At 59.0% G+C, this 14,830-nt stretch carries 15 protein-coding genes; 7 read left to right on the top strand and 8 right to left on the bottom strand.

Annotation, left to right across the window (positions count from 1 at the left end; translation table 11 throughout):
* Window positions 1–152 precede the first annotated feature (152 nt).
* A complete protein-coding gene (gene ychF / locus VXL81_RS11620) occupies window positions 153–1,250 on the bottom strand; it encodes a redox-regulated ATPase YchF (protein WP_416537256.1) in 1,098 nt (365 codons plus the stop codon).
* 297 nt (window positions 1,251–1,547) lie between these two features.
* Between ychF and VXL81_RS11615 the strand changes: the two genes are divergently transcribed.
* The 7 genes from VXL81_RS11615 to VXL81_RS11585 all read left to right on the top strand — a co-directional run bounded on the left by VXL81_RS11615 (window position 1,548) and on the right by VXL81_RS11585 (window position 7,622).
* Window positions 1,548–2,060, top strand: coding sequence for an acyloxyacyl hydrolase (locus VXL81_RS11615; RefSeq protein WP_416536534.1), 513 nt, complete (start codon window positions 1,548–1,550; stop codon window positions 2,058–2,060).
* A 108-nt stretch (window positions 2,061–2,168) separates the two neighbouring features.
* The gene (gene trpA / locus VXL81_RS11610; protein ID WP_340544456.1) at window positions 2,169–2,960 is read left to right on the top strand and encodes a tryptophan synthase subunit alpha; all 792 of its coding nucleotides are present in this window, start codon (window positions 2,169–2,171) and stop codon (window positions 2,958–2,960) included.
* 153 nt (window positions 2,961–3,113) lie between these two features.
* On the top strand, window positions 3,114–4,277 hold the full coding sequence (locus VXL81_RS11605) for an alpha-hydroxy acid oxidase (protein ID WP_340544455.1): 1,164 nt from the start codon (window positions 3,114–3,116) through the stop codon (window positions 4,275–4,277).
* 128 nt (window positions 4,278–4,405) lie between these two features.
* Window positions 4,406–5,035 (top strand): 50S ribosomal protein L25/general stress protein Ctc, encoded by a 630-nt coding sequence (locus tag VXL81_RS11600; RefSeq protein ID WP_416554338.1) that lies wholly within the window; start codon window positions 4,406–4,408, stop codon window positions 5,033–5,035.
* Window positions 5,036–5,235: 200 nt separating this feature from the next.
* Window positions 5,236–5,988 (top strand): aminoacyl-tRNA hydrolase, encoded by a 753-nt coding sequence (gene pth, locus VXL81_RS11595; protein WP_416554336.1) that lies wholly within the window; start codon window positions 5,236–5,238, stop codon window positions 5,986–5,988.
* 77 nt (window positions 5,989–6,065) lie between these two features.
* A complete protein-coding gene (locus VXL81_RS11590) occupies window positions 6,066–7,229 on the top strand; it encodes a serine hydrolase domain-containing protein (protein ID WP_416536531.1) in 1,164 nt (387 codons plus the stop codon).
* Window positions 7,230–7,238: 9 nt separating this feature from the next.
* Window positions 7,239–7,622: a DUF2237 family protein gene (locus VXL81_RS11585; RefSeq protein ID WP_340544451.1), complete on the top strand. Its 384-nt coding sequence runs from the start codon at window positions 7,239–7,241 to the stop codon at window positions 7,620–7,622.
* Window positions 7,623–7,713: 91 nt separating this feature from the next.
* Here VXL81_RS11585 and trpB read toward each other — a convergent pair whose 3' ends face one another.
* From trpB to aroA, 7 genes are all read right to left on the bottom strand, one after another.
* Window positions 7,714–8,967 (bottom strand): tryptophan synthase subunit beta, encoded by a 1,254-nt coding sequence (gene trpB, locus VXL81_RS11580; protein ID WP_416543303.1) that lies wholly within the window; start codon window positions 8,965–8,967, stop codon window positions 7,714–7,716.
* 135 nt (window positions 8,968–9,102) lie between these two features.
* Window positions 9,103–9,753 (bottom strand): phosphoribosylanthranilate isomerase, encoded by a 651-nt coding sequence (locus tag VXL81_RS11575; protein WP_416536528.1) that lies wholly within the window; start codon window positions 9,751–9,753, stop codon window positions 9,103–9,105.
* A gap of 6 nt (window positions 9,754–9,759) precedes the next feature.
* On the bottom strand, window positions 9,760–10,110 hold the full coding sequence (locus VXL81_RS11570; RefSeq protein WP_340544448.1) for a LapA family protein: 351 nt from the start codon (window positions 10,108–10,110) through the stop codon (window positions 9,760–9,762).
* Entirely contained in the window at window positions 10,110–10,394 is a 285-nt protein-coding gene (ihfB, locus tag VXL81_RS11565; RefSeq protein WP_008560927.1) for an integration host factor subunit beta, read from the bottom strand. The genes VXL81_RS11570 and ihfB overlap by 1 nt, the downstream gene beginning before the upstream one ends.
* A 341-nt stretch (window positions 10,395–10,735) precedes the next feature.
* Window positions 10,736–12,415, bottom strand: a complete 1,680-nt coding sequence (rpsA, locus tag VXL81_RS11560) for a 30S ribosomal protein S1 (protein ID WP_340544437.1) — start codon at window positions 12,413–12,415, stop codon at window positions 10,736–10,738.
* Between the two features lie 392 nt (window positions 12,416–12,807).
* Window positions 12,808–13,413: a (d)CMP kinase gene (gene cmk / locus VXL81_RS11555; RefSeq protein ID WP_416554334.1), complete on the bottom strand. Its 606-nt coding sequence runs from the start codon at window positions 13,411–13,413 to the stop codon at window positions 12,808–12,810.
* Window positions 13,410–14,759 (bottom strand): 3-phosphoshikimate 1-carboxyvinyltransferase, encoded by a 1,350-nt coding sequence (gene aroA, locus VXL81_RS11550; RefSeq protein WP_416554332.1) that lies wholly within the window; start codon window positions 14,757–14,759, stop codon window positions 13,410–13,412. Before aroA ends, cmk begins: the two co-directional genes overlap by 4 nt.
* Between the last annotated feature and the right edge of the window lie 71 nt (window positions 14,760–14,830).

The raw sequence follows: 14,830 nt of genomic DNA, 5'->3' as shown, positions 1-14,830 counted from the left end.
TTATCCTTCCGACTAATTAATCGTGCGGGTTTAGCATTTCCGTTAGCGGCAACTCAAGCCTGCCACTTTCAGGAATAGACAACAGCTGTATCAAGAAAATGCCCGCCTTCACTGGAAGACGGGCACCAATATTGTCGCGGAGAGCAGAAAGATCAGGTGTTGAACAGGAAGTGCAGCACATCGCCATCCTTGACGATGTAGCTTTTGCCCTCGGCGCGCATCTTGCCCGCTTCCTTGGCACCCTGTTCGCCGTTATGGGCGATGAAATCGTCATAGGCGATGGTTTCAGCGCGGATGAAACCTTTCTCGAAATCGCCGTGGATGACGCCCGCCGCCTGTGGTGCCGCAGTACCGGACCGGATGGTCCAAGCGCGTGCTTCCTTGGGGCCAACGGTGAAATAGGTCTCCAGATGCAACAGCTGATAGCCTGCACGGATCAGCCGGTCGAGACCAGCCTCGGCAAGCCCCATTTCGGAGAGGAACATCTCTGCTTCCTCCGGCTCCAGCTGGCTGATTTCTTCTTCGATCTGGGCCGAGATGATCACATGGCTGTTGCCCTGAGCCGCAGCCATGTCCGCCACTTTGGCCGAATGCTCGTTGCCCTCGACCGATTCCGACTCGCCGACGTTGCAGACATAAAGCACTGGCTTGGTTGTCAGCAGTTGCAGCATTTTCCAGGCCTTGGCATCCTCTGCATCGACCTCGACCAGGCGCGCGGGTTTGCCATCTTCCAACATCGCCTGTGCCGCCGCCAGAAGGCGGTCCTGCTGCTGAGCTTCCTTGTCGTTGCCCTTCAGCTTACGCACCAGATTGGCGCGGCGTTTTTCAATGCTTTCTAGGTCGGCCAGCATCAGTTCAGTCTCGATCACCTCGGCATCGGCAACCGGGTCAACGCGCCCTTCAACATGGGTCACATCGCCATCTTCAAAGCAGCGCAGCACATGGGCGATGGCATCGGTTTCGCGGATGTTGGCGAGAAACTGGTTGCCCAGACCCTCGCCCTGCGAAGCGCCTTTGACCAGGCCTGCGATATCAACAAATGTCATCCGCGTCGGGATGATCTGTTTAGAGCCCGCAATGGCCGCCAGCTTGTCCAGCCGGGCATCGGGCACGCCGACTTCACCGACATTCGGTTCGATCGTGCAAAACGGAAAGTTCGCCGCCTGCGCCGATGCGGTTTTCGTCAATGCGTTGAACAGGGTCGACTTGCCGACGTTCGGCAGACCCACGATTCCCATTTTAAAGCCCATTTCGGCCTCCTGATGCCACTTGGGAGGTGCTTCTAGGCAGCATTTCGAAGTGACGCAAGCGCGCATCTCCCGCCCCCTCCGCCAAGCGCCCCGGTCGAGGCTGGTGCAAAGAGCCGTGAAGACCCAGTCCCGATGCGGAGGTTCTGAACAAGGAAAATTTCAAAACAAGGTGCAACCAATTGGCGACACTCGCGTTCCTTTGATCGGAATGTGATCCCTTTGCCCCGCCAGAAGGTGGACATTCTTATGATTTAACGGCTCATTTCAGCTAGGCTGACCAAAACGAGACTATTGACAATGACATTACGCACCTTCGTTACCGCGACGCCCCTCGCCTGCGCCCTGACGCTTGCCAGCGCCCTCCCTTCGGCTGCCGCCGACTGGATCTTTGGTGCAGGATATTCAAGCTTTTCCCGTGAAGGCGCAGAGGATAGCGCATTGATCTCGGTGGAATACCAGCATGATGCGTTCTGGCAGCGTGGCAACTTCGACGCAGCCTTTGGTGCCGCACTTGATGTGCAAACCACTGGCGATCTGTTCATCGGCGCAGGTGCGGTCGGCACGTGGCATCTCCAGCGCGGCTGGTTCATTGAAACCAGCGTAATGCCCGGTGCCTACGCCGAGAGTGTCCGGCTCAACGATCTGGGCTCAACATTTGAAATTCGCAGCGCAATCGCCCTTGGCAAGGAATTCGCAAATGGCAAATCGCTGTCGCTGGCGCTGACCCATAAATCAAACGCATCCACAGCCGATATCAACCCCGGGGTAAATTCGCTACTGCTGCGCTGGCACGTCCCCTTCAAAGGCTAGAGGCAGGCGCCCGCCTGGCGGAGGAGCAGCGTGGCAATAAGGCGAGCGGGATTGATTTCCGCCGCAACATTCGGCACACCGAAGCGGACACATTCAAAAGGCCCGATCATGACCCGCATTGATGCCAAATTCGCCGAACTGAAAGCTGCCAGCAAAAAGGCCTTTGTCGCCTATGTCATGGCGGGTGACCCTGACTTCGACACCTCGCTTGAACTGGTAAAGGGGCTGCCCGCGGCGGGCGTCGATGTGATCGAACTGGGCCTACCCTTTACCGATCCGATGGCCGATGGCCCGACCATTCAGCTGGCCGGACAGCGCGCGCTGGAAGCCGGTATGACCCTTGAGCGCACACTTGAGCTGGCGCGTGCGTTCCGCGCCGAAGACGACACCACACCCATTGTGATGATGGGATACTACAACCCTATCTATAGCCGGGGCGTTGATAAGTTCCTCAAAGACGCCAAGGCAGCCGGCATCGACGGGTTGATCGTGGTTGACCTGCCGCCGGAAGAAGACAGCGAATTGTGCCTCCCCGCGCAGGAGGCAGGGCTGAATTTCATTCGACTGGCCACTCCTACCACCGACGACAAGCGCCTGCCCCGCGTCCTGCAAAACACCTCCGGTTTTGTCTATTACGTCTCGATCACCGGGATCACAGGTGCAGCCGAAGCCGAAGCGACCAATGTCGGACCGGAAGTGGCACGGATCAAAGCCAATACCGATCTGCCTGTTATCGTCGGCTTTGGCATCAATACGCCTGAAAAATCAAAGGCCATCGCCTCCGTCGCCGATGGCGCGGTGGTCGGCTCTGCCATTGTCGGCCAGATTGGCGCAGGCAAATCCGTCGCCGAGGTCCTCAGTTTCGTAAAGTCTCTCTCTGACGGGGCACACGCTGCCTGATCGCAATCAGCTGATCGCCGCCAACAATCATCAGGCCGCATCCCATCGGGTGCGGCTTTTTTGCCGTTCACATCCGCGCGCGAGCATCCTGCATTGCATCTCACCCAATGGATTGGTAATAAATTATTACCAAACAAGGGCGAGGATGACACCGTGCCAGTCATTACCAATATCGACGATCTGAAACGCATCTATGAACGGCGTGTCCCGCGCATGTTCTATGACTATGCAGAAAGTGGCAGCTGGACCGAGCAGACCTTTCGCGACAACACCAGCGATTTTGAAAAGATTCGACTGCGCCAACGGGTGGCGGTCGATATGGCTGGCCGCAGCACCGCAAGCCGGATGATCGGGCAGGAAGTGTCGATGCCTGTTGCCCTCGCGCCGGTTGGTCTGACCGGTATGCAACATGCCGACGGCGAGATAAAAGCAGCCCGCGCCGCCGAGGCTTTCGGCGTGCCGTTCACGCTGTCGACAATGTCCATCAACTCGATCGAGGACGTGGCCGAGGCTACGACAAAACCCTTTTGGTTTCAGCTTTATACGATGAAGGATGAGGATTATGTCCGTCGTCTGATCCGGCGTGCAAAAGACGCCAAATGCTCCGCCCTGGTAATCACGCTGGACCTCCAAATTCTTGGCCAGCGGCACAAGGATCTGAAAAACGGCCTTTCCGCACCGCCGAAGCTGACCCCAAAGACCATCGCCAACCTGATGACCAAATGGACCTGGGGCCTGCAGATGCTGGGCGCCAAGCGGCGTAACTTCGGCAATATCGTCGGCCATGTGGACGGGATTTCGGACGCCTCGTCACTGGGTGCCTGGACAGCGGAACAATTCGACCCCTCGCTCGACTGGGGCAAGATTGCCAAGCTGATCGAGCTTTGGGATGGCAAGGTCATCCTTAAGGGAATTCTAGATGTAGAAGATGCCAGGATGGCAGCAAAAGTTGGTGCCGACGCAATCGTGGTCTCCAATCATGGTGGCCGCCAGCTGGATGGCGCACTGAGCTCCATTCAGATGCTTCCGGCAATCATGGAGGCTGTCGGCGATCAGATCGAGGTTCATTTGGACAGCGGCATCCGCTCCGGCCAGGATATCCTGAAGGCACTTGCCCTTGGCGCGACGGGAACCATGATCGGGCGCGCCTTTGTTTACGGGCTCGGCGCTATGGGACAGGCCGGCGTCACCCGGGCACTGGAGGTGCTGCACAAGGAGCTGGATACAACAATGGCGCTATGCGGTGAGAAATCCGTCGCCAATCTGGGTCGTCACAACCTGCTGATCCCCGAAGATTTCGGCGGACGCTGGCAGTAACATACGGTGCGGCGACAGCCGTATTTCCGGTTTGCGACTTGCAATATCAGCCAATCCGGTCTATGCGCACGGCTTCACGCGGGGTGACAGCCTTGGAGGCACCCCCATTATCAAATTGGAGAATTATCATGGCTGGTCAGATTCCTGATCTTGTTTGCCAAGAACGTACGGGGTCGGGCAAGGGCGCCGCTCGTGCAGCACGTCGTGCTGGCATGGTTCCTGGTGTTGTTTTCGGTGGCGATGCCGAACCGATGTCGATCCAGATCCCCTTCAACGAACTGCTGAAAAAACTGAAAGCCGGCCGCTTCAAGTCCACCCTGTGGAACCTGAAAGTGGAAGGCCAGGAAGACGTGCGCGTGATCTGCCGCGACGTTCAGCGTGACGTTGTCAAGGACCTGCCGACACACTTCGACCTGATGCGTCTGCGTCGCACCTCGAAGGTGAATCTCTTCGTTCCCGTAGAGTTCATCAACGAAGACAAAGCCCCCGGCATCAAGCGTGGCGGCGTTCTGACCGCCGTCCGTCCCGAGGTTGAGCTGGTTGTGACCGCTGGCGACATCCCCGAGAAGCTGGTTGTTGATCTTGACGGTCTGAATGTTGGCGACACCGTCACCATCTCCTCAATCAAACTGCCGGAAGGCGCAAAGCCGACCATCGACCGCGATTTCGTTGTAGCCAACATCTCCGCTCCGTCGGGCCTGAAGTCCGCTGACAACGAAGCGTCTGAAGACGAAGCCGAAGTGACCGCAGAAGAATAAGCTCCGACCGAAAGGTCCGGAACGACGAAGCGAGGCCATCTTTGGCCTCGCTTTTTTTTGTAGATATGGGCGGCAGTCTTGGCAGGTCGCCACCTTTCAAACGGATGTCGAATCGCGTCAGGGGCTGGATTTTTGTTCGCAAACGCGCCATGTAGCCTGATGAGATAGAGCCCCACACCAAACACATCGTAGAATTGTCCATGAAACTTTTTGTTGGCCTCGGAAACCCCGGCGCGAAATATGCAGGCAACCGGCACAATATCGGCTTTATGTCGCTGGATCAGATTGCAAGCGACCACGGGTTTTCGCCCTGGAAATCAAAGTTCCAGGCCCAGATCAGTGAAGGTATGCTTGGCGAAACCAAGGTCCTGCTGCTGAAACCGCAGACCTTTATGAACCTGTCCGGTCAGTCCGTCGGTGAAGCTATGCGGTTCTATAAACTCGCCCCCGCCGATGTGATTGTCCTGCACGATGAGCTGGACCTTGCACCGGGGAAGGCGCGGGTGAAACAGGGCGGCGGTCATGCAGGCCATAATGGGCTGCGCTCGATCCATTCTCATATCGGTGCAGATTACGGTCGCGTGCGGCTCGGTATCGGTCACCCGGGTCACAAGGACGCCGTTGCAGGATATGTGCTACGCGATTTCGCGAAGGCAGATGAGGTCTGGCTCGATGATCTAATGCGCGGTATCTCCGACGGCGCCGCCCATTTGGCGGCGGGAGATGGCGGAAAATTCATGAATGCTGTTGCCCTGCGCGTGGCTCCACCGCGCAGCTCGAGCGCCGGGTCGGCGCCAAAGGGGCAGAAAGCTGCCGTACCTTCGGAAAAAGCGGCAAAATCCGGAGACACGGCCAAGTCGCAGCCCTCCCAGCCTTCACAAGCCGATAGAACTGACACCGGCAATCAACCCCAGCCATCCGCCATGGAGCGGCTGCTGAACAAGTTCAAGTAATCAAAGTTTCCGTTGCGTCCTGTTTGCGCGGGCAGGCTCCGGCTGGCTAGGCTCAGCCGCGCCCGAGGAGGATTTTTATGCGTCGATATTTAAAGCTATTTTCCTATTTTCTCATAACCTTACTGATCTGCGCGGCCGCCCTTGCCTATTGGCAGCGAGAGTCGCTGAGCCGTCTGATGGCCGTGAACAGGCTGTTTGATGCAGATCGTATTGTTTCTAATTTCTCAAATATGGAGGCGGCATTCCTGACGGTCCCCCTTGATCGTGGCGACACTGCGGTCAGCCCCCTGCCGCGCGGCGTCGAAATGACACTGCCAGCCGGCGCCCAAGACTGGATCAATGAGCGGACGGTTACGTCTCTCTTGGTACTGAAGGGCGGTCAGCTTCGTCACGAAAGCTATTATCAGGGGACCAAGCCGGGTGATCTGCGGATTTCCTGGTCGATGGCCAAGAGCTACCTCTCGGCGCTGCTGGGCATTCTGTTGCAGGAGGATAAGATCCGCTCGCTCGATGATCTTGTCATCGAGTATGCGCCCGAGCTGAAGGGCAGTGCCTATGAGCGGGCCAGCATCCGCAATGTGTTGAATATGGCCAGCGGAGTTAAGTTCAACGAGGATTATCTGGACTATAACTCCGACATCAACCGTATGGGGCGCACGCTGGCGCTTGGCGGCACGCTGGATGAGTTCGCCGCTGGCCTGACCGAAACAATCGGAGCCCCGGGCGAGGCCTGGCAGTATGTCTCCATCGACACCCATGTGCTGGGAATGGTCATCCGCGGGGCAACGGGCCGCACCGTCCCGGACCTCCTGTCAGAGAAAATACTGAGGCATCTCGGCCTGGAACAGGCGGGCTATTATCTGACGGATGGCGAGGGCGTTGCCTTTGTGCTGGGAGGGATCAACCAGACCACGCGCGACTATGCACGCTTTGGTCAGATGATTGCCCAGAACGGCCGCTACAACGGCATGCAGGTGGTTCCGCAGGCCTGGATCACCGCCTCCACCCGGCCATCGGCGCCGACAAAGGCCGGTCGTATCGGGTATGGGTTTCAATGGTGGATCCCCAAGAATGCCGTACCGGGCGAATTTCTGGCCAGAGGGGTCTACGGGCAGTATATCTATATCAATCAGGCCCGCGAGGTGGTGATTGTGGTAACCAGCGCTGATCGGCGGTTCCGTGATCCCGGTGTCGCTGATGAAAACGTCAGAATACTGCGGGCCCTTGCCAAATCTCTGTAGGATCCGACCATGGACCAAGACGACAGCATAAACGTATTCGGGAGAGCCCTGGCCTCCTGTTCCACCGCTCCGATGACCGGGTTCTTTCGTGACGGCCATTGCAACACCTGCGCGCAGGATCAGGGCAGCCATACGGTCTGCGCGGTGATGACGGATGAGTTTCTGGCCTATTCCAAATACGTCGGCAATGACCTCTCCACACCGCGCCCCGAATTCGGCTTTGCCGGGCTGAAGGCCGGGGACAGCTGGTGCCTTTGTGCCGCGCGTTTCCTTCAGGCGGCTGACGAAGGTTGCGCACCACAGGTCAACCTTGCGGCGACACATAAGCGTGCTTTGGAGATCGTTCCGCTCAGCGTGCTGAAAAACCATGCTGCATCAGGGGAAACCTCTTAGGCGCAGCGGACCGCCTGCGAGCCTAGAGCCACGAATAAAGGCGCCCGCGATGCGAGGCGCCTTTTTTGATTATTCGTGCATTGTGGCAGGTTCAGTCGCTGTCGCGGCCTTCGGTGTCAGACATGTCAAAGCCGAGGTGACGGGCGACGGTAAAGATATCCTTGTCGCCACGACCACACATATTCATCACGATGATATGGTCCTTTGGCAGATCCGGTGCGATCTTCATCACATGCGCCAGTGCATGGCTTGGCTCAAGCGCCGGGATGATCCCCTCCAGCGCACAGGACAGCTGAAACGCTTCCAGCGCCTCCTTATCGGTGATGGAGACGTAGTTGGCGCGGCCGATATCATTCAGCCAGGCGTGTTCCGGCCCGATCCCCGGGTAGTCCAGTCCGGCAGAGATCGAAAAGCCCTCAAGGATCTGCCCGTCGTCGTCCTGCAACAGGTAGGTTCGGTTGCCGTGAAGCACCCCCGGGCGACCGCCAGTTAGAGATGCGCAATGCTGCATCTTCTCGTCGACACCCTTGCCGCCGGCCTCGACCCCGATGATGTTGACCGATTTGTCATCAAGGAAGGGGTAGAACAGGCCCATGGCGTTCGATCCGCCACCGATGGCCGCAATCACAGTGTCAGGCAGGCGACCCTCCCCCTCCTGCTCAGCGAGCTGCCAGCGGACCTCTTTGCCGATCACCGCCTGGAAGTCGCGCACCATCGCCGGATAGGGGTGTGGGCCAGCCACCGTCCCGATGCAGTAAAAGGTGTCGTGGACGTTGGTCACCCAGTCGCGCAGCGCGTCATTCATGGCATCTTTCAGCGTTCCACGCCCCGAGGTGACCGGGATCACCTCAGCACCCAGAAGCCGCATACGGAAGACATTGGGCGCCTGACGCTGCACATCATGAGCGCCCATATAGACCACGCATTTCAGGCCGAACTTAGCGCAGACCGTTGCTGTAGCAACACCATGCTGCCCGGCGCCCGTCTCGGCGATGATCCGGTTCTTGCCCATGCGGCGGGCGAGCAGGATCTGCCCCAGAACATTGTTGATCTTATGCGCGCCAGTGTGGTTCAGCTCATCACGCTTCAGATAAACCTTGGCACCGCCGAGATGGTCCGTCAACCGCTCGGCGAAATAGAGCGGGCTGGGGCGACCCACATAGTTCTTCCAAAGGTCATCCATCTCCGCCCAGAAGCTTGGATCATCCTTGGCGCGATCATACTCCTCTTCCAGGCTGAGGATCAGCGGCATCAGGGTCTCGCTGACAAACCGTCCCCCGAAAATACCAAACCGTCCCTGTTCGTCGGGACCGTTCATGAAGCTGTTGAATAGATCTTCGGCCATGGTTCTTTCCTTCTTCGCGGCGCTCGATATGAGTATAGCGCAGCCTGCCCCGGGTAAAGAGAGGTGCAGCGGATTATCGGGGCTGATGCGCAATGTCGCGGCGCTGGCGTTGGATCGCCGGAGCCAAGGTGCCGCTCAGCGGCGTGGCGCACCGGCGGCTTCACAGAATGCACGAATGCGGGCCGGATCCTTCACGCCAACCGTGCTCTCTGCACCGGAGGCCACATCGACCTGGCGCGCACCGGTGACCCGGATCGCCTCGGCGACATTCTCAGGCGTCAAGCCGCCTGCCAGCATCCAGGGCCGCCGCCAGTATTTCTTGCGCGCCAGCAGACCCCAGTCAAAGATGACCCCATTGCCGCCGGGAAGAACGGCCCCCTTCGGCGCCTTGGCATCGACGAGAATCTGGTCCGCAACGGATTCGTAGGCTTCGATCCCCTGGATATCCTCAGCATTCGAGACTCCGAGAACCTTCATCACCGGCAGGCCGTAGCGTGCTTTGACCTGCGCAACCCGCTCCGGCGTTTCCTGCCCGTGCAACTGAATCATGTCCAATGGTACAACACTGGTGATTTCATCCAGCAGGGCGTCATCTGGATTGACCACCAACGCGACCTTGCACAAGCCCATCGGCGCCTCAACAGCAAGTACTGCCGCCTCCTGCGGGGTCACAGACCGGGGGGATTTCGGAAAGAAGTTGAAACCAATATAGGCGGCGCCCGCCTCAGCCGCAGCCGCGATGTCGCCCGGCGTTTTCAGCCCACAGATCTTGACCCGAATGTCCATGGGGCGTCAGCTCGCTTCGTCGAGAATAGCGAGGACCTCGTCCTTGCCCTCGTGTTTCTGCTTCTTCAGGCGATTGACCTCGCGCGAGAGCTTCTTCGCCTCGCGAGCCTTCAGATCTGCTTCGCGGCGATGTTTGTGTTCACGCAGCCATTCGATGATGAAGCCGATGATCAATCCAACCGCAATGCCACCCAGAACCACCACAAACAGCGGCAACGTGATCTGAAAATTATATCCCAGAAGTTCGGCAAAAGCCGTGGGCATCAGTTTGAGTTCAACCAGCCCCCGGTTCGCCAAAGAAACAGAGATAAGGGCGATAGCAATCACCCCAAGATAGGCATAGCGAATATAGCGCATCAGGCTTTTCCGTTCAGGCGATCCCTCAAGAGTTTACCTGTCTTGAAGAACGGCACGTGTTTTTCCTCAACATGGACCGTTTCGCCGGTACGGGGATTGCGACCAACCCGCGCATCCCGCTGTTTCACCGAAAAGGCGCCAAAGCCCCGCAGCTCCACACGATCACCGCGCGCCATTGCGTCGGTCACCTCTTCGAACACGGTATTCACGATCCGCTCCACATCACGCTGATACAGGTGCGGGTTTTCGTCTGCAATCTTCTGGATCAATTCCGAGCGGATCATCTCTCGGCCCTCCCAAGCCAAGCTAGGCACAGTTTCTATCCACCGACTATAGGTACAAAACCTCAAACCGGGAACAGTGGATACGGGCCTGCCCCGCAAATAAGTCAGCGTTTGCCTATCATTAGGCTCGTTCAGGCGACTTTCACCCACAAAGCAGAGATGGGGCACGCCGGATTCATCTGCAAGGGTCGGGACAGATTTTGTGATTCGCAGTCAGGCCCGGCGGTGTTTTCCCCCCGCCTGCCGCCACGGGAGAGAGGATTGGCCTGCGACAAAAAGAAACGGCCCCACCCAACAGGGCAGGACCGTTCGTACTCGTCAGCCTAGGCTGGCTGCTGAAATCAGTCGCCTGTTTTCAGCGCTGCGCCGAGGATATCGCCCAGCGATGCGCCGGAATCCGAGGAGCCGTACTGTTCGACAGCTTCTTTTTCTTCCGCGATTTCGCGTGCTTTGATCGACAGGCCCAGACGGCGGGTCTTGCTGTCCACGTTGGTCACGCGCACATCAACCTTGTCACCAACCGAGAAGCGCTCGGGGCGCTGTTCGGCACGGTCACGCGACAGATCGGAGCGGCGGATGAAGGACTTCATGCCTTCGTATTCCACTTCGATGCCGCCTTCTTCGATGGCGGTGACGTTCACGGTCACGATGGAGCCGCGCTTCACGCCGCCCACGGCTTCTGCGAACTTGTCGCCGCCCAGGGCTTTGATCGACAGCGAGATACGCTCTTTCTCGACATCCACTTCGGAAACAACGGCCGAAACCATGTCGCCTTTGCGGTAGTTCTGAATCGCGTCTTCGCCGCGCTCGTCCCAGCTGAGGTCGGAGAGGTGAACCATGCCGTCGATGTCGCCGTCGAGGCCAATGAACAGACCGAATTCGGTGATGTTCTTGACTTCGCCTTCGACCTGGGTGCCCTCGGGGTGAGTCTCAGCAAAGACTTCCCATGGGTTGCGCATGGTCTGCTTGAGGCCCAGAGACACGCGGCGCTTGGCACCGTCGATTTCCAGAACCATGACGTCGACTTCCTGAGAAGTGGAGACGATTTTGCCCGGGTGGACGTTCTTCTTGGTCCAGGACATCTCGGAGACGTGAACCAGACCTTCGACGCCCGGCTCCAGCTCAACAAATGCACCGTAATCGGTGATGTTGGTGACGCGACCCTTGTGCACGGAGGACAGCGGGTATTTGGCGCCAACCAGATCCCACGGATCTTCCTGCAGCTGCTTCATGCCGAGGCTGATGCGGTGGGTGTCTTTGTTGATCTTGATGACCTGAACCTTGACGGTTTCGCCGATCGACAGGATCTCGGAGGGGTGGTTCACACGGCGCCATGCCATGTCGGTGACGTGCAGCAGGCCGTCAACGCCGCCCAGGTCAACAAACGCACCGTATTCGGTGATGTTCTTGACGACACCGTCCACTGCCTGGCCTTCGGACAGGTTGCCGATAACTTCGGCGCGCTGCTCGGCGCGGGACTCTTCGAGGATCGCACGGCGGGACACAACGATGTTGCCACGACGACGGTCCATCTTCAGGATCTGGAACGGCTGCTTCAGACCCATCAGCGGGCCAGCGTCGCGCACGGGGCGCACGTCAACCTGCGAACCGGGCAGGAAGGCAACTGCGCCGCCCAGATCGACGGTGAAGCCGCCTTTGACACGACCGAAGATCGCACCTTCGACGCGCTGGTCGTCTGCGTATGCTTTTTCCAGGCGATCCCATGCTTCTTCGCGGCGGGCCATCTCGCGGGAGATAACTGCTTCGCCACGGGCGTTCTCAGCGGCGCGCAGGAAGACTTCGACTTCGTCGCCAACAGAGATTTCGGGAGCTTCGCCAGGGTTTGCGAATTCTTTGAGCTCAACGCGGCCTTCCATTTTGTAGCCGACGTCGATGATGGCCTGGCCCGCTTCGATTGCGATGACCTTGCCTTTTACGACAGACCCTTCTTCGGGTGTGTCCATTTCGAAGCTTTCGTTCAGGAGGGCTTCGAATTCCTCCATCGATGTGTCTTGAGCCATGTGGTCTCAGGTTTCCTTTACAAATCGGTTTTATCTGGCCGGGCGGTTGTCTCCGCCGGTCTTGAAGATTGGTCCGTATGAGGCGCAGCACATGCCGGTCTGATCAGACAAACACAAAGGGCCGAGGTATGCCCCGACCCTGCTCAGAATGCCGCCCGTGCGTTAACCGCCTCTATAGTGACAGCGCGCTTAGTATGCGGATTCCCCCTTCGGCGCAAGGGAAACCGTCATAAATCTCCGCAAAGGAAGGGCCGGCACACCGACAATAACCGCTGGAACGAGCAAAAACACGCGAGGTTTCACTCTGCCATGGGACGCAACAGCGGCTTATCGCCGTGACATGGCTATCTGATCTGCCCTGCAAACTGCGGATTAGGGATTGCCAACGGCCGCTAGCGGCGTGCCTCAATGGCTGCAATGGCCATCGCCACAGCTTCCACAATGCTCAACGCGCTGGTGTCCAGGATCACCGCATCGCTGGCAGGTTTCAGAGGCGACTCGGAACGGTTTGTGTCGCGTGCATCGCGGGCCTTCACATCTTCCAGCACCTCGGCAAAGCTAGTGGGGTTTCCAGCAGCCATCAGCTCCTGCAAACGTCGCTGCGCGCGCACTTCGGCGCTTGCCGTCACGAAAAGCTTTGCCTGCGCACGCGGGCAGATCACGGTGCCGATGTCCCGCCCGTCCAGCACCGCGCCGCCAGCCCGACGGGCAAAGGCGCGTTGAAAATCGACCAGGGCCGCGCGCACTTCAGGGATCACAGCAACCTTTGAGGCGGCCTGGGCCACCTGTGCCGTACGCAGTTCAGGGCGCTCAAGATCCTCAGGCAGCAGCGCAAGCGCGGCCTCAATCGGCTTATCACCTGCGAGCATCCGCGCGCCAACGGCACGATAGAGCAGCCCGGTGTCCAGGTGACCAAAGCCGAAATGAGCCGCAACCGCCCGCGATATCGTGCCCTTACCTGCAGCAGCGGGGCCATCAACTGCGACCGTGAAGCTCATGACGGTGTCTCTAGCCGTGCCCCCAAACCGGTCATCAGGGACGTGAAAATCGGAAAGGAGGTGGCAATTGGCGTGCCATCGTCAACCGTCACCGGTTTCTGCGCTCCCATGCCCATGACCATGAAGGACATTGCAATGCGGTGATCGAGAAAACTCTCGCAGGTGCCGCCACCGGGCACACCTTCCGGACCGAGACCAGAGACCGCCCACCAGTCGTCACCCTCCTCGACCATCACGCCGTTGGCCCGCAGGCCACGGGCCATCGCGTCGATCCTGTCGCTTTCCTTGACACGCAGCTCCTTCACACCGGTCATCATCGTTTTGCCGGTGGCAAAAGACGCCACCACAGACAGAACCGGATATTCGTCGATCATCGAGGCGGCGCGTTCTGGCGGGACATCAATCCCCTTCATTTCGGGCGAATAGCGTGCGCGCAGGTCGGCCACCGGCTCCCCACCCTCTTCGCGCATGTTTTCAAAGGTGAGATCCGCGCCCATATCCTGAAGCGTGTAGAACAGCCCTGCCCGCGTCGGGTTCAGGCCGATACCGGGGACCAGCACATCAGATCCGGGAGTGATCAACGCAGCACATACCGGGAAGGCCGCGCTGGAAGGATCACGCGGCACCGCAATGACCTGCGGCTTCAATTCGGGCTGTCCTGTCAGCGTGATAACGCGCCCCTCATCGGTATCCTCGACAGTGATTTCGGCGCCGAAGCCTGCCAGCATGCGCTCAGAGTGGTCGCGGGTCGCCTCTTTCTCGATCACCACCGTCTTTCCGGGTGCGTTCAGACCAGCCAGCAAGACTGCGGATTTCACCTGCGCCGAGGGCACTGGAACGGTGTAGCGCACGGGGGTTGGATCCGCGGAACCGACAATCGTCATCGGCAGACGTCCGCCCGAGCGGCCAACAGACTGCGCACCAAACAGGGCCAGCGGATCGGTCACCCGCGCCATAGGCCGCTTGTTGAGGCTGGCATCGCCGGTAAATGTTACTGTGATGGGAGAGGTCGCCATAACCCCCATGATCAGGCGTACGCCCGTACCGGAGTTGCCGCAGTCGATCACCTGATCCGGCTCAGCCAGACCACCGACGCCGACGCCGTGCACCGACCAGTTTCCGCCACCATGGTTGATGACCTCCGCCCCCATCGCCTGCATCGCCTTGGCTGTATCCAGGACATCCTCACCTTCCAGCAAGCCCGAAATCTTGGTCTCGCCAACGGCCAGCGCACCAAGGATCAGCGAGCGATGCGAAATCGACTTGTCGCCTGGAACCTCAGCGATGCCGGTCAGCGGATCGGCGCGGTGCGAGGTCATCGGGATGGGCGTACCGTGTCCGGACATGAGGAACCTTTCGAAATGCTAGCGTTCACAATTGGACCTACCCAATCGCTCGGTTTCGGTCCAGCGTGTTT

It is taken from the genome of Phaeobacter sp. JH204B (assembly GCF_048055755.1).
GTDB classification, from domain to species: Bacteria; Pseudomonadota; Alphaproteobacteria; order Rhodobacterales; family Rhodobacteraceae; genus Phaeobacter; species Phaeobacter bryozoorum.
Note: the sequence above shows the minus strand (reverse complement) of the source record. Positions and strands in the feature narration are given on the sequence as shown.

Coding starts and splice junctions, on each gene's coding strand:
- ychF (WP_416537256.1), bottom strand. CDS start 1,250: ATGGGCTTTAAAATGGGAATCGTGGGTCTGCCGAACGTCGGCAAGTCG.
- VXL81_RS11585 (WP_340544451.1), top strand. CDS start 7,239: ATGGACCAAGACGACAGCATAAACGTATTCGGGAGAGCCCTGGCCTCC.
- pth (WP_416554336.1), top strand. CDS start 5,236: ATGAAACTTTTTGTTGGCCTCGGAAACCCCGGCGCGAAATATGCAGGC.
- VXL81_RS11600 (WP_416554338.1), top strand. CDS start 4,406: ATGGCTGGTCAGATTCCTGATCTTGTTTGCCAAGAACGTACGGGGTCG.
- ihfB (WP_008560927.1), bottom strand. CDS start 10,394: ATGATCCGCTCGGAATTGATCCAGAAGATTGCAGACGAAAACCCGCAC.
- aroA (WP_416554332.1), bottom strand. CDS start 14,759: ATGTCCGGACACGGTACGCCCATCCCGATGACCTCGCACCGCGCCGAT.
- VXL81_RS11570 (WP_340544448.1), bottom strand. CDS start 10,110: ATGCGCTATATTCGCTATGCCTATCTTGGGGTGATTGCTATCGCCCTT.
- cmk (WP_416554334.1), bottom strand. CDS start 13,413: ATGAGCTTCACGGTCGCAGTTGATGGCCCCGCTGCTGCAGGTAAGGGC.
- trpB (WP_416543303.1), bottom strand. CDS start 8,967: ATGGCCGAAGATCTATTCAACAGCTTCATGAACGGTCCCGACGAACAG.
- VXL81_RS11575 (WP_416536528.1), bottom strand. CDS start 9,753: ATGGACATTCGGGTCAAGATCTGTGGGCTGAAAACGCCGGGCGACATC.
- VXL81_RS11590 (WP_416536531.1), top strand. CDS start 6,066: ATGCGTCGATATTTAAAGCTATTTTCCTATTTTCTCATAACCTTACTG.
- VXL81_RS11615 (WP_416536534.1), top strand. CDS start 1,548: ATGACATTACGCACCTTCGTTACCGCGACGCCCCTCGCCTGCGCCCTG.
- rpsA (WP_340544437.1), bottom strand. CDS start 12,415: ATGGCTCAAGACACATCGATGGAGGAATTCGAAGCCCTCCTGAACGAA.
- trpA (WP_340544456.1), top strand. CDS start 2,169: ATGACCCGCATTGATGCCAAATTCGCCGAACTGAAAGCTGCCAGCAAA.